The 13,863-nt window shown below is 66.8% G+C and carries 11 protein-coding genes; 9 read left to right on the forward strand and 2 right to left on the reverse strand.

Annotation, left to right across the window (positions count from 1 at the left end; genetic code table 11):
* Positions 1-33: 33 nt before the first annotated feature.
* A complete protein-coding gene (locus HMPREF2581_RS13495; RefSeq protein WP_003087737.1) occupies positions 34-2,091 on the reverse strand; it encodes a putative bifunctional diguanylate cyclase/phosphodiesterase in 2,058 nt (685 codons plus the stop codon).
* A 352-nt stretch (positions 2,092-2,443) separates the two neighbouring features.
* Between HMPREF2581_RS13495 and HMPREF2581_RS13500 the strand changes: the two genes are divergently transcribed.
* The 6 genes from HMPREF2581_RS13500 to HMPREF2581_RS13525 all read left to right on the forward strand — a co-directional run bounded on the left by HMPREF2581_RS13500 (position 2,444) and on the right by HMPREF2581_RS13525 (position 7,909).
* Positions 2,444-2,785, forward strand: a complete 342-nt coding sequence (locus tag HMPREF2581_RS13500; RefSeq protein WP_003087738.1) for a ribonuclease E inhibitor RraB — start codon at positions 2,444-2,446, stop codon at positions 2,783-2,785.
* Between the two features lie 97 nt (positions 2,786-2,882).
* A complete protein-coding gene (locus HMPREF2581_RS13505) occupies positions 2,883-3,581 on the forward strand; it encodes a type 1 glutamine amidotransferase (protein ID WP_003087739.1) in 699 nt (232 codons plus the stop codon).
* Between the two features lie 349 nt (positions 3,582-3,930).
* Positions 3,931-5,343: a circularly permuted type 2 ATP-grasp protein gene (locus HMPREF2581_RS13510; protein ID WP_003087741.1), complete on the forward strand. Its 1,413-nt coding sequence runs from the start codon at positions 3,931-3,933 to the stop codon at positions 5,341-5,343.
* A 2-nt stretch (positions 5,344-5,345) separates the two neighbouring features.
* Positions 5,346-6,299 carry an alpha-E domain-containing protein gene (locus tag HMPREF2581_RS13515; protein ID WP_003087742.1) on the forward strand — a complete coding sequence of 318 codons (954 nt, stop codon included), beginning with the start codon at positions 5,346-5,348 and terminating at the stop codon, positions 6,297-6,299.
* Positions 6,296-7,096, forward strand: coding sequence for a transglutaminase family protein (locus HMPREF2581_RS13520; RefSeq protein ID WP_003087743.1), 801 nt, complete (start codon positions 6,296-6,298; stop codon positions 7,094-7,096). The genes HMPREF2581_RS13515 and HMPREF2581_RS13520 overlap by 4 nt, the downstream gene beginning before the upstream one ends.
* A gap of 81 nt (positions 7,097-7,177) precedes the next feature.
* Positions 7,178-7,909, forward strand: a complete 732-nt coding sequence (locus tag HMPREF2581_RS13525) for a proteasome-type protease (RefSeq protein WP_003100716.1) — start codon at positions 7,178-7,180, stop codon at positions 7,907-7,909.
* A gap of 7 nt (positions 7,910-7,916) precedes the next feature.
* Here HMPREF2581_RS13525 and HMPREF2581_RS13530 read toward each other — a convergent pair whose 3' ends face one another.
* A complete protein-coding gene (locus HMPREF2581_RS13530) occupies positions 7,917-8,738 on the reverse strand; it encodes a cytochrome c (protein WP_003109519.1) in 822 nt (273 codons plus the stop codon).
* 112 nt (positions 8,739-8,850) lie between these two features.
* Between HMPREF2581_RS13530 and HMPREF2581_RS13535 the strand changes: the two genes are divergently transcribed.
* The 3 genes from HMPREF2581_RS13535 to HMPREF2581_RS13545 all read left to right on the forward strand — a co-directional run bounded on the left by HMPREF2581_RS13535 (position 8,851) and on the right by HMPREF2581_RS13545 (position 13,672).
* The gene (locus HMPREF2581_RS13535) at positions 8,851-9,738 is read left to right on the forward strand and encodes an AEC family transporter (protein WP_003087746.1); all 888 of its coding nucleotides are present in this window, start codon (positions 8,851-8,853) and stop codon (positions 9,736-9,738) included.
* Positions 9,739-10,308: 570 nt separating this feature from the next.
* Positions 10,309-11,514: an acetyl-CoA C-acetyltransferase gene (locus tag HMPREF2581_RS13540; RefSeq protein WP_003087747.1), complete on the forward strand. Its 1,206-nt coding sequence runs from the start codon at positions 10,309-10,311 to the stop codon at positions 11,512-11,514.
* A gap of 13 nt (positions 11,515-11,527) precedes the next feature.
* Positions 11,528-13,672, forward strand: a complete 2,145-nt coding sequence (locus HMPREF2581_RS13545; RefSeq protein WP_003140029.1) for a 3-hydroxyacyl-CoA dehydrogenase NAD-binding domain-containing protein — start codon at positions 11,528-11,530, stop codon at positions 13,670-13,672.
* Positions 13,673-13,863: the final 191 nt, after the last annotated feature.

Below are 13,863 nucleotides of genomic sequence, written 5' to 3' on the forward strand. Positions count from 1 at the left end.
CTGACAGGTCACGTGGCGCGCCGCTGGCGGCGCTCAGGCGACGCTGGCGAGCAACTGCTCGGCCGGCATCGGCCTGCCGAGCAGGAAGCCTTGCAGCGAATTGCAGCCGAGGCGGGTCAGGAACTCCTGCTGGGCCTCGGTTTCCACGCCCTCGGCGACGATCTTCAGGTTCAGCGTGCGGCCGAGGGCGACGATCGCCGAGACGATCGCGGCGTCGTCGCTGTCGTGGGCCAGCTCGTTGATGAAGCCACGGTCGATCTTCAGTTCGCTCGCCGGCAGGCGCTTGAGATAGAGCAGGCTGGAGTAGCCGGTGCCGAAGTCGTCGATGGAGATGCCGACGCCCATCGCCGACAACTGCTCGAGGATCACCAGGCTGGCATCGGCATCGCGCATGGCGGTCGATTCGGTCACCTCGAGGATCAGGTGGCTGGGCTCCAGGCTGTGGCGCAGGAGTGCGTTGCGCACCGAGTCGACCAGGCCGGCATGGGCGAACTGCAGGGCCGAAAGGTTCACCGCGATGTTCCACTCCGCATGCCCGCCGTCCAGCCAGAGGCGCATCTGCCGGCAGGCTTCGTCGAGCACCCACTCGCCGATCTGCACGATCAGGCCGGTTTTTTCCGCCAGCGGCAGGAACTGGTCGGGGGGGATCAGTCCGTGTTGCGGATGCTCCCAGCGCAGCAGCGCTTCCACGCCGACCATCGGTCCGTTCGGCGCCAGTACCTTGGGTTGGTAGTGCAAGACCAACTGCCGGCGCTCCAGGGCCTGGCGCAGGTCATGGAGCAGTTGCAACTGTTCCTGGGCGTTGGCGTTCATCGAACTCTCGAAGAAGCAGTAGCCGTTCCGTCCCTGGTCCTTGGCGTGATACATCGCCGCGTCGGCATTGATCATCAGTTCGTGGCGGGTCTGCCCGTCGCCGGGGTAGAGCGCGATGCCGATGCTCGCCGAGATCCGCACCTCGTGGCGGGATATCTGGTACGGCTGGCTGATCCGCTTCACCAGCTTCTCGGCCAGGGTCGCGGCGTCGGCGGGCTCGCGGGCCTCGATCAGCAGGACGAACTCGTCGCCGCCGAGGCGGGCGATGGTGTCCTGGGCGCGGACGTTGGCGCGGATACGCTCGGCGACTTCGATCAGCAACAGGTCGCCGAGGTGATGGCCGTAGGCATCGTTGACCGCCTTGAAGCCGTCCAGGTCCATGAACAGCACGGCGAACCGGCGATCGTCGCGGATCGCCTGCTGGATCGCCTGCTCCAGGCGGTCGTCGAGGAGCATGCGGTTGGGCAGCTTGGTCAGGTTGTCGTGCAGGGCCAACTGGATCAGCTCGCGGTTGGCTCGTGCGAGGGAGGTGGCGAGCACCGAGGTACGCGCCTCCAGGCGCGAGTCCAGCACCGAGACGATCAGGGCGATGGCGATCACCGCCAGGGTGATCACGATGACCAGCACCGCCAGCCAGCCGTTGTCGATGCCTCGGCCGGCGGCGCCGCAGAAGCTGCCCAGGGGGAACTGCGCGGCGGCCATCCCGGTGTAGTGCATGCCGACGATGGCGCAGCCCATCACCAGGGCGGCGCCGGCCCGGACCAGGACGATGCGCCGGCTGCCATGGCGCAGGCGGAAGGCGATCCACAGCGCGGCGCCGGAGGCGATCACCGCGATCAGGATGGAGAGGCCGAGCCACAGCGGGTCGTAGACGATCCCCGGCATCATCAGCAGGGCGGCCATCCCGGTGTAGTGCATGGCGGCGATGCCGCTGCCCATCAGCAGGGCGCCCAGCGCCAGGCGTTGCCAGGGGAGTTCCGCCTGGCACACCAGCCAGAGGGCGAAGGCCGAACTGCCGACGGCCAGCAGCAGCGACAGCAGGGTCAGGCCCAGGTCGTAGCCGAGCGGGATCGGCAGGCTGAAGGCGAGCATGCCGACGAAATGCATCGACCAGATGCCGAAGCCCATGGCGAAAGCGCCGCCGATCAGCCAGGAGAGCGCCTCGCGGCCTTTCGCCAGGGTCACCCGGCCGGCCATGTCGAGAGCGGTGTAGGACGCCAGGATGGCCACAATCAGGGAAAAGGCGACAAGAACCTGGTTGTAGCTGCTGATAAGCATGAAAGCGTCCGAACGGGATAGCGGGAGAGAAGTGGTTGATATCAACCTGATATTATTGCACGAGTCGCTTTCGCCAATGCCATCGGGCAGGACCAACGGTCGCCGGCGCAGGCGGAATCTTGCTCAACGGCCGGGCCTTTTGTACAGCGCTTTGTCTGCCGCCGGTCGCCGCCCGCCGGGGCAGGCGGCGGAAAGCTCGGCAGCGCTGGCAGGTTGACGCTACCCTGAAAGAAGCCATGGTCGTCCGATCTTCCTCTGGCTTGATCAAAAAACTCTCATGATCGCCGACGATGGCTTCAGCTGAATGGGGAATCGGTGAACTTTCTGAATGTCTCGACAGGAGGTGCGTCTCATGGAAAAGCCCTTCTCGGATGATGTCAGCGTGAATGTCCTGCGTCGCATGAAAGAAGGCGGCTTCGACTTCGCGCGCATCCATCCCATCGACTTCTTCGCCATCTTTCCCAGTGAGCGGGAGGCCCGCCAGGCAGCGGGCCAGTTTCGCGGCGAATCCCTCAGGGCCCAGGTCGTCGCTCGCGACGATGGCTCCTGGAACCTGCAGGTCAGCAAGGTGATGTACGCCACCCATGCCGCCATCGGTGCCTTCGAACACGACCTGGAGGAAGTCGTGGTGCCGCTGGGCGGCGTGCTGGACGGGTGGGGCGTGACCCAGGAGGTCACTTCGCTGCGTCCGTGACGGCGGCGGGACCCCGGCCGCGATCCTGGGCCGGGGCTCCTGCGTCGGGCTTTCCTTCCTCGAAGGCTTTCCTTCAGACTGGGGAAGGAGGTAAGCCATGAGCGATATTCTGATCCTGACCCATGCCGAGTTCTGTCCGCCAGGCCATCTGGGTGCCGTGCTGGCGGCGCGCGGCCTGGACTTCCGCGTGATCCGCGCCGACCTCGGCGAACTCGCCGGTCTCGACGCCGAACGCCCGCGAGCGGTGGCGATCATGGGTGGGCCGATGAGCGTCAACGACGACCTGCCCTGGTTGCGCGACGAACTGGCGCTGCTGCGTCGCTTCATCGAGCGGCGCATCCCGCTGATCGGCCATTGCCTCGGCGGCCAGTTGCTGGCCCGCGCCCTGGGCGCGACGGTGCGGCACCAGCCCTACACCGAAATGGGCTGGCAGCCCATGCAGCGGGAAAGCCGCGACAGTCCATGGCTGGCCGGGCTGCCGGAGCGCTTCTCGATCTTCCAGTGGCACGGCGATGCCTTCGACCTGCCGCAGGGCGCCGAGCGCCTGCTGTCCAGCCCGTGGTGCGAGAACCAGGGGTTTTCCTGGGGCGATCACGTACTCGGCCTGCAAGGCCATCCGGAAATGACCGAGGAACTGGTGCGGCGCTGGATCGCCGGCTGGCCGCACCTGCTCGATCCCTCCCAGCCCAGCCAGCAATCCGCCGAGGACATGCTGGCCGGGTTGCCTGCCAAGGTTGCCGGGCTGAATCGGGTGGCCGAGGGTTTCTACCGTCATTGGCTGTCGCTGATCGATTGACCTTCCCGGCCGCGGGCGCCTCCCTGGCACTACCGCCGGTCCGCTTTATCGCTCGTTCGAGCGAGACGGCTGTCTGCATGGAAGGGAGGGGAGAAGCCGTCTCCCTTCCGGGTCTGTTCTAGACTTATCGGTCCCACAGGTCGCTTCGCGATCGGCAGGTCGATGCCGGTCCGTGGCCGCGGGGCGCGCATGCCGTCGAACGGGGCGCCCTTCCTCTCCCTGTGGGCAGGATGCACCAGACTGGGGCGAACCCGCCGCGCCGACCCTGCGAATCGCCGACGAGCCGTGATCCGCGCGCTGGCACGGGCTTTGCGAGTTCCCCATCGTTCGTGACGACAAGGAGTCCGGCATGGCACGCATGTTTTACGACGAGATGCACGATGCTGGCGGCGAATGCCGCTCGCATTATCGGGAATTCGCTCGCTGGCTGGCCGACACCCCTGAAGAGCAATTGCTGCAACGCCGGCGCGAAGCCGACCTGCTGTTCCACCGCGCCGGCATCACCTTCACCCTGTACGGCGACGAGCAGGGCACCGAGCGCCTGATCCCCTTCGACACCATCCCGCGCAGCATTCCCGCGGCGGAGTGGGCGCACATCGAGGCCGGCTGCATCCAGCGCGTCCAGGCGCTGAACCTGTTCCTCGCCGATCTCTACCACGAACAGCGCATCCTCAAGGCCGGCGTGATTCCTGCCGAGCAGGTCCTGGCCAACGACCAGTACCAACTGGCGATGCAGGGACTGGACCTGCCGGGCAACGTCTACGCGCACATTGCCGGGGTTGACCTGGTCCGCGACGGCAGCGGCAACTACTACGTGCTGGAGGACAACCTGCGCACGCCCAGCGGTGTTTCCTACATGCTGGAAAACCGCAAGATGATGATGCGCCTGTTCCCCGAGCTGTTCGTCCGCCAGCGCGTGGCGCCGATCGACCACTACCCGGACCTGCTGCTCGACACCCTCAAGCGGGCCAGTGACGTCGAATCGCCGAGCGTGGTGGTATTGACGCCGGGACGTTTCAACAGCGCCTACTTCGAACACGCCTTCCTCGCCCGCGAGATGGGCGTGGAACTGGTCGAAGGCGCCGATCTGTTCGTCCGCGACGAGCGGGTCTACATGCGCACGACGGCCGGACCGCAACCGGTGGACGTGATCTACCGAAGGATCGACGACGCCTTCCTCGACCCGCTGGCGTTCAACCCGGATTCGCTGCTCGGCGTGCCCGGCCTGCTGGCCGCCTACCGGGCCGGCAACCTGGTGCTGGCCAACGCGATCGGTACCGGGGTGGCCGACGACAAGTCGATCTACCCCTACGTGCCGGACATGATCCGCTTCTACCTCGGCGAAGACCCGCTGCTGCACAACGTGCCGACCTGGCAATGTCGCAAGCCGAAGGAACTGGCGCACGTCCTGGCGCACCTGCCGGAGCTGGTGGTGAAGGAGACCCAGGGTTCCGGCGGCTACGGCATGCTGGTCGGACCGGCGGCCAGCCGGGAGGAAATCGAGCTGTTCCGCGAGCGCCTGAAGGCTCGCCCGGAGGCCTATATCGCGCAACCGACGCTGTCCCTGTCGACCTGTCCGACTTTCGTCGAGAGCGGCGTCGCGCCACGCCATATCGACCTGCGGCCGTTCGTCCTGTCGGCGCCGGATCGGGTTCGCCTGGTGCCTGGCGGGCTGACCCGGGTGGCGTTGCGCGAAGGCTCGCTGGTGGTCAATTCGTCCCAGGGCGGCGGCACCAAGGACACCTGGGTGGTGGAGGAATAAGCATGCTCAGCCGGACCGCTTCCGACCTGTACTGGATGTCGCGCTACCTGGAACGCGCGGAGAACCTCGCCCGCATGCTCGACGTCAGCTACTCGCTGTCGCTGTTGCCGCAGGACCGCAACGGCGGCGGCCTGGACGAACTGGCCATGCCGCTGCTGATCACCGGCACCCTCGACGCCTACCTGGAGCGCCACGGCGAACTGGCCGCCGAGCGCCTGCTGAGTTTCTTCGCCCTCGACCCGGACAACCCGGCGAGCATCTACAGCTGCCTGGCTGCAGCGCGCGCCAGTGCCCATGCGGTACGCGGGCGGATCACCCTGGACATGTGGGAGAACATCAACGCCACCTGGCTGGAAATGCGCGGCATCGCCGCCGAGGGCATCCTGCGCTATGGCATCAGTCGTTTCTGCGAATGGGTGAAGGACCGCTCGCACCTGTTCCGCGGCGCGACCTTCGCCACCAGCATGCGCAACGATGCGTTCCGCTTCATCCGTCTCGGAACCTTCATCGAACGCGCCGACAATACCTTGCGCCTGCTCGATGCGCGCTACCAGACCCAGGGCGAAGCGGCGCTCGCCGGGGCGGACGAGGGCACCGCGCGCGGCTACTACCAGTGGAGCGCGCTGCTGCGGGCGCTATCCGCCTTCGAGGGCTACACCGAGCTGTACCGCGCCTCGCCCAACGCGCGCAACATCGCCGAATTGCTGCTGTTGCGCGAGGACGTGCCACGTTCGCTGCTGTCCTGCATCGAGGAACTGAGCGAGATCCTTTCCGGCCTGCCCGGCGTCAACGGCCGGCCGGCGCAGCGCCTGGCCGCCGAGCTGGAGGCGCGGGTGCGCTACACCGGCATCGACGAGGTGCTGGAACAGGGCCTGCATACCTGGATCACCGACTACATCCTGCTGGTTCGCCAGTTGGCCAACGCCATTCACAGCTCCTACCTGGAGGCCGCATGAGACTCTCGATCACCCACGACACCACCTATCGCTACGAAGACCGGGTGCGCGCCAGCATCCAGTACCTGCGCCTGACCCCGCAGGACAGCGAGCGCCAGCACGTGGTCGATTGGCGCCTGGACCTGCCGCGCCCGGCGCGGCCGCTGCGCGATCCGTACGGCAACATCCTGCACGTCCTGACCCTGGACGAACCGCATGAGTCGGTCCTGATCGCCGCCCACGGCCTGGTCGAGATCGACGAGGAGCGCGAGGTGGAGCACGATCGCCAGTCGCCGTTGCCGTTCCTGCGCAGCACCCGCCTGACCGGCGCCGATGCCGAGATGCGCGCCTTCGCCGAACGCGCCATGGGCGGCCGCAAGGACCGCGGCGGCCTGCTCGACCTGATGCATGCGCTGCACGAGCATATCCTCTACCAGCCGGGGGCGACCCGCGTCGACAGCACCGCCATCGAGGCCTTCGGCGCACGCGCCGGGGTCTGCCAGGACCATGCCCATGCCTTCCTCGCCTGCATCCGCAGCCAGGGTGTGCCGGGGCGCTATGTCTCCGGCTACCTCTACACCGAGGACGACACGCACCTGGCCAGCCATGCCTGGGCCGAGGCCTGGCTCGGCGACGGCTGGTACAGCTTCGACGTGACCAACCGGCTCGGCCGTCCGGAGCGCCATCTCAAGCTGGCCGTCGGCCTCGACTACCTGGATGCCTGCCCGGTGCGTGGCTTGCGCCGTGGCGGCGGTTGCGAGCAGATGCATGCGCGGGTGCTGGTCAGCGCGCCGCTGCTGCAGGTGCAGCAACAGTGACGATCCATTGCGCGCCTGGCGTTATCGGCGATTGCCTTTACGCTTGAGGGGCGGGGACGGACGGAATAAGGAAGATTCGAGATGACCTACTGTGTCGCGATGCACCTGGCCGACGGCTTGGTGTTCGCCTCCGATTCGCGGACCAACGCCGGGATCGACCATATCGCCACCTTCCGCAAGCTGTTCACCTTCGGCACGCCCGGAGAGCGCCTGCTGGTGGTGCAGACGGCCGGCAACCTGGCGACCTCGCAATCGGTGATCAACCTGCTGCAGCAGCGCATCCGCCGGGACGGCGCCAGCCTGCTCAACGTGCCCTCGGTCTACGACGCCACGGCGCTGATCGCCGAGACCACCCGCGAGGTGATGGCCCGCGACGGCGGCAATCTGGCCGGCAATACCGACCTGAGCTGCTCCTTCCTGGTCGGCGGGCAGATCGCCGGCGGACCGCCGGCGCTGTACAGCATCTACCCCCAGGGCAACTTCATCCAGGCCACGCCGGACACGCCTTTCCTGCAACTGGGCGAAAGCAAGTACGGCAAGCCGATCCTCGACCGCAACCTGACTTTCGACACGCCGCTGGAGCAGGCCCTGCGCTGCGCGCTGGTGTCGTTCGACTCGACCATCCGCAGCAACCTCTCGGTGGGCATGCCGCTGGACCTGCTGGTCTACCACCGCGACAGCCTGATCCTGCCGGAGGGCTACCGGGTCACCGAGGACGACGCCTATTTCAGCGCCATCCGCCGCCAGTGGAGCGCCGGCCTGCACGACTTGCTGGAGCGCCTGCCGTCGCCGCCCTCGGCGTACAACATCTGACGCCGCTTCAGCCGGCCGCGCCCGCTTTGCGGCCGGCCATGTGGCGCAGGTAGCCGATCAGCTGGCGCAACTCCTGGTCGTCGATCACCCGTTCCGGGAACGCCGGCATTTTCGCCTGTGGCCATTGCCGCAGCGCCTGCGGGTCGCGGATGTAGCGGGAGAGGAATTGCGGCTGGAAGTACTCGGTGGGGTTGTACGGCAGGTTCAGGTCCGGGCCGAACTGGGCGTCGCCGGCACCGTTGAGACGGTGGCAGGCCAGGCAGTTCTTCTGGAACACGGCGAAGCCGGCGCGCACTTCCGCGCTGGCGTCGGCGGCCGGCAGCAGGGCCGGGAAGCGTTCGGCCAGAGGGGGCTGATAGCGGATGCGGACGACCTGGAAGGGCCATTGCTCCGGACCGATGCGTTTTTCCTCGGGTTTGCTCCAGACCAGATAGAACGGCCCGGCGGACGGCTTGCCGGCGCCCAACGGCGGCCAGGGGCGCTGCGGATCCTCTATCGCCAGCCAGGCTTGCGAGCCCTGTTCGGCGAGCAGCGGGGCGGCCGGCAATTCGGCGGCGAAGCCATCGCTGGCCACGGCCTGCAAATGGTCTTCGGGATGCACGCCTTTCAACAAGGCCGCCAGTGGCACGGCGCGGTAGCGCATGTTCCGGCGGTAGGCGACGTCGGCCGGGATGTCCAGGTCGCGGGCCTGCGGATGCCTGAGCAGTTCTTCGCTGCTCCAGGTCTGCGTGCCCCCCGGCAGTTCCAGGCGGAGCTCGGCGGCCCAGGCGGCAGCCACAGGGAAGAGCAGGGCACCTAGCAACGCCAGGCGCGGGAGAGTGACAGGCATGCGGGTTCCTCGTGCATCCGCCGGTTATGACATGGAGCGAGAGATTGGCACGGAACGGGGGCCTCGCGGTAGCATGCGGGCCATTGCATAGCTGGCTAACCAAGGGGTTCCCGTGCTCGCCGAGTTGTTCGCCGTGATGGCGCCCGTGCTGTTCGGCGCCGGTGTCGGTTATGTCTGGGTCCGTCTCGGACACGCCTATCCGACCGAGTTCGTTTCGCGCATCGTGTTCAACATCGGTTCGCCATGCCTGATCCTCGCCACCCTGGCGCATACCCGGGTGGACCTGCACAGCTTCGGCCGGATGGCCCTGGCCAGCGCGCTGATCTGCGTCTGCATGGCTGCGCTGGGCTGGGCGGCGGCGCGCCTCGGGCGCCAGGAGTGGCAGGTGCTGGTGCCGGCCTACAGCTTCCCGAATGTCGGCAACATGGGCCTGCCGGTGTGCCTGTATGCGTTCGGCGAGGCGGGGATGACCCTGGCGGTGGCGTTCTACCTGATCATGTCGATCGGCAACTTCAGCCTCGGCGTGTTCTGGATGAGCGGCGAGCGCTCCTGGCGCTCGCTGCTGGGCAATCCGATCCTGCTCAGCGTGTTGCTGGCCTTGTTGTTGATGGGGCTCGACCTGCAACTGCCGCGCTGGATGGCGAATACCGTCGACCTGATGGCCGGGCTGACCATTCCGCTGATGCTGATCACCCTCGGCGTGTCCCTGGCCAGCATCCGTCCGCGGCAACTGGGCAATGGCTTCTTCTATGGCGGCCTGCGTCTTCTGCTGGGCGCGCTGGTGGGCTGGTCGGTGGCGCTGGCGTTGCAATTGCCGCCGCTGGCGCAGGGGGTGCTGGTGGTGCAATCGTCGATGCCGGTGGCGGTGTTCAACTATCTCTACGCCTTGCGCGGCAATCGTTCGCCGGATCAGGTCGCCAGCCTGGTGCTGTGTTCGACCCTGCTGTCGTTCGCCTTCATTCCGCTGCTGCTGACCTGGTGGCTGCCTGCGCTGCGCTGACCGCGAGGCGGTGCGCAGCGTGCAGGCAGCAGGTGCCCTAGCGGATCAGACTGTTAAGGTTGGGAAGGATCAGGATGACTGTGGTGGCGAAGACGATGAGGCTCGCTTGCCGCCATCTTTTTGGCTGCTCGTTCAACATGGCCTGTCTGCCTTTCTTGTTGTCGGGTGGCTGCCTGCTCCGCGCTACGGCCCGGCGGAACGGCTTGCCACGCAGTGGCGTACTCTTCGGTCGGCCCGGCATCCCCGGCGTCGACCTCCCTTTCGAACGCTTGCATGAATCAGTCTAAGCCCCGGCCTGCGCGGGCTTAGACCACTTGGATACAAGCTGCTCCGGTCTAGACATATTCCCTCTATATGACAGCGTGGTGACGGCTCTGGCGTGCGTCTCGACCGTTCGTCCGGTGTCCGGGTTTCCGGTCGAAAGATGGCATGGTGCTATCTTCCCGGCGTTGCAGGCTGAGCTGGGCGGTCAATCAGCCTGAGCGGTTCGGTCATTGTCCCGCCGGCGAGCCTGTTTAAGGTAGGCGGAGGCCCGCTCGGCCGGACGAGAACAGGATAAGAGAGACCGCCATGACCGACGCATTCATTTACGACGCCGTGCGTACTCCCCGCGGCAAGGGCAAGAAGGATGGCGCGCTGCACAGCGTCAAGCCGGTGAACCTGATGGCCGGGCTGTTGCGCGCGGTCCAGCGGCGCAACGACCTGGATACCGCCCAGGTCGACGATATCGTGCTCGGCTGCGTGACGCCGGTGGGCGACCAGGGCGCCGATATCGCCAAGACCGCGGCGCTGGTGGCCGACTGGGACGAACAGGTTGCCGGCGTGCAGATCAACCGTTTCTGCGCCTCCGGCCTGGAGGCGGTGAACCTGGGGGCGATGAAGGTACGCTCCGGCTTCGAGGACCTGGTCCTGGTCGGTGGCGTCGAGTCCATGTCACGCGTGCCGATGGGCTCCGACGGCGGCGCCTGGGCACTGGATCCGGAAACCAACCTGCACACCAGCTTCGTCCCGCAAGGGATCGGCGCCGACCTGATCGCCACTCTGGAAGGCTTCAGTCGCGCCGATGTCGATGCCTTCGCCCTGCGCTCCCAGCAGAAGGCTGCCAAGGCCCGCGCCGAAGGGCTGTTCGGCAAGTCGCTGGTGCCGGTCGCCGACCAGAACGGCATCGTCCTGCTCGACCACGATGAGTTCATTCGCGCCGACTCCACCCTGGAAGGGCTCGCCGCGCTCAAACCGAGTTTCGAGATGATGGGGCAGATGGGCTTCGACGCCACCGCGCTGCGCAAGTACAGCCAGGTCGAGCGCATCGAGCACGTGCATACGCCGGGCAACAGCTCGGGGATCGTCGACGGCGCCAGCGCCATGCTCATCGGCTCCGAGGCCAAGGGCCGCGAACTGGGCCTGAAGGCGCGGGCGCGGATCGTCGCTACCGCGGTGACCTCCACCGACCCCACCATCATGCTTACCGGCCCCGCGCCGGCGACCCGCAAGGCCCTGGCCAAGGCCGGCCTGAAGGTGGAAGACATCGACCTGTTCGAAGTCAACGAGGCGTTCGCTTCGGTGGTGATGAAATTCATGAAGGACATGGGCGTGGCGGAAAGCAAGGTCAACGTCAACGGCGGCGCCATCGCCATGGGCCACCCGCTCGGCGCCACCGGCTGCATCATCCTCGGCACGCTGCTCGACGAACTGGAGCGGCGCAACCTGCGCTACGGCCTGGCCACCCTCTGCGTAGGTGGCGGCATGGGCATCGCCACCATCATCGAGCGCGTGTGAAGGGAGAACCGGAATGACTGACGCTATCCGTTACGAAAAAGGCCAGGACAACGTCGTCGTCCTGACCATGGACATGCCCGGGCAGAGCGCCAACACCATGAACGGTGTCTACCGCGAGGCGATGGCGAAGACCATCGCGCGGCTGGAGGCGGAGAAAGAGGGGATCGCCGGCGTGGTGCTGACCTCGGCGAAGAAGACCTTCTTCGCCGGCGGCGATCTCAACGAGCTGATCAAGGTCACCAAGGCCGACGCCCCGGCCTTCTACCAGGGCATCCTCGAACTCAAGGGCCAACTGCGGCGCCTGGAGACCCTCGGCAAGCCGGTGGTCGCCGCGATCAACGGCGCTGCGCTGGGCGGCGGCTGGGAGATCTGCCTGGCCTGCCACCACCGCATCGCCCTGGACAATCCCGGCGTGCAGCTCGGCCTGCCGGAGGTGACTCTCGGCCTGTTGCCGGGCGGCGGCGGGGTGGTACGTATGGTGCGCCTGCTTGGTCTGGAGAAAGCCCTGCCGTACCTCGCCGAAGGCAAGAAGGTGCGTCCGGCGGAAGCGCTCAAGGCCGGGCTGATCCACGAACTGGCCGACAGCCCCGAGGAAATGCTGGAGAAGGCCCGCGCCTGGATCCTCGCCAACCCGGCGGCGAAGCAGCCCTGGGACAGCGCCGGCTACAAGATTCCCGGCGGTACGCCTGCCAGTCCCAACGTGGCGCAGATGCTGGCCATCGCACCGTCGGTGCTGCGCGACAAGACCAAGGGTTGCTTCCCGGCGCCCGAGAAGATCATGTGCGCGGCGGTGGAGGGCGCCCAGGTCGATTTCGACACCGCGCAACTGATCGAGGCGCGCTATTTCACCGAGCTGACCACCGGCCAGGTGGCGAAGAACATGATCGGCACCTTCTGGTTCCAGCTCAACGAGATCAACGCCGGCAAGTCGCGGCCGCAGGGGTATCCGGTGCGGGCGACGAAAAAGGTCGGCGTGCTCGGCGCCGGGATGATGGGCGCGGGCATCGCCTACGTATCGGCGGCGGCCGGCATCGAGGTGGTGCTCAAGGACGTCTCGCTGGAAGCGGCGGAGAAGGGCAAGGCCTATTCGGCCAGGCTGCTGGACAAGAAAGTTGCGCGCGGGCACCTGTCCGCCGAGAAGCGCGACGCCTTCCTCGCGCGGATCGTGCCGAGCGTCAGCGAAGCCGATTTCGAAGGCTGCGACCTGATCATCGAGGCGGTCTTCGAGGACCGCGCGCTGAAAGGCAAGGTCACCGCCGAGGCCGAGAAGCATGCCCTGGCCGATGCGGTGGTGGCGTCCAATACCTCGACCCTGCCGATCACCGGGCTGGCCCAGGCGGTGGCGCGGCCGGAGAAGTTCATCGGCCTGCACTTCTTCAGCCCGGTGGACAAGATGCCGCTGGTGGAGATCATCCGCGGCGAAAAGACCAGCGACGAAACCCTGGCACGCGGTTTCGACTACGTGCTGCAGATCAAGAAAACGCCGATCGTGGTCAACGACAGCCGCGGCTTCTTCACCTCGCGGGTATTCGGCACCTTCACCAACGAAGGCATCGCCATGCTCGGCGAAGGCGTGAGCGCCGCGATGATCGACAACCAGGCGCGCCAGGCCGGTATGCCGGTGGGGCCGCTGGCGATTTCCGACGAAGTCTCGCTGAGCCTGATGACCCACATCCGCAACCAGACCGCCCGCGACCTCGAGGCCGAGGGCAAGGCTCTGCCGACGCACCCCGCGTTCGCCGTGATCGACCTGATGGTCAATGAGTACAAGCGCCCGGGCAAGGCGGCCGGCGCCGGCTTCTACGACTACCCGGCGAACGGCAGGAAACATCTCTGGGCGGAACTCAAGAGCCGCTTCGAGAAGCCCGATGCGCAAATATCCGCCGAGGACGTACGCGACCGCCTGCTGTTCATCCAGGCCATCGAGACCGTTCGTTGCGTGGAGGAGGGGGTATTGCACTCCACCGCCGACGCGAACATCGGCTCGATCTTCGGTATCGGTTTCGCCGCCTGGAGCGGGGGCGCCTTGCAGTTCATCAACCAGTACGGCCTGAAGGACTTCATCGCCCGCGCCCAATACCTGGTCGAACAGTACGGCGAGCGCTTCGAGCCGCCGGCGCTGTTGCTGGAGAAGGCGGCGAAGGGCGAGCTGTTCTGAGTCCTGACGTCGCATGGAGAGCCGGCCTTCGGGCCGGCTTTCTCGTGGTCGCGTACCGCGGCGGATGACGCCACCCCGGTATCCCCTGGTTCTTGCCAGCCAGGCCGCCACGGGTAGGGCGAATAGCGCCATGGGCGCTATCCGCCGATATGCCGAGGTTTGGCGGATAACCGCGATGCGGTTATGCGCCC

This window comes from Pseudomonas sp. HMSC057H01, assembly GCF_001836405.1.
Taxonomy (GTDB): Bacteria; Pseudomonadota; Gammaproteobacteria; order Pseudomonadales; family Pseudomonadaceae; genus Pseudomonas; species Pseudomonas aeruginosa.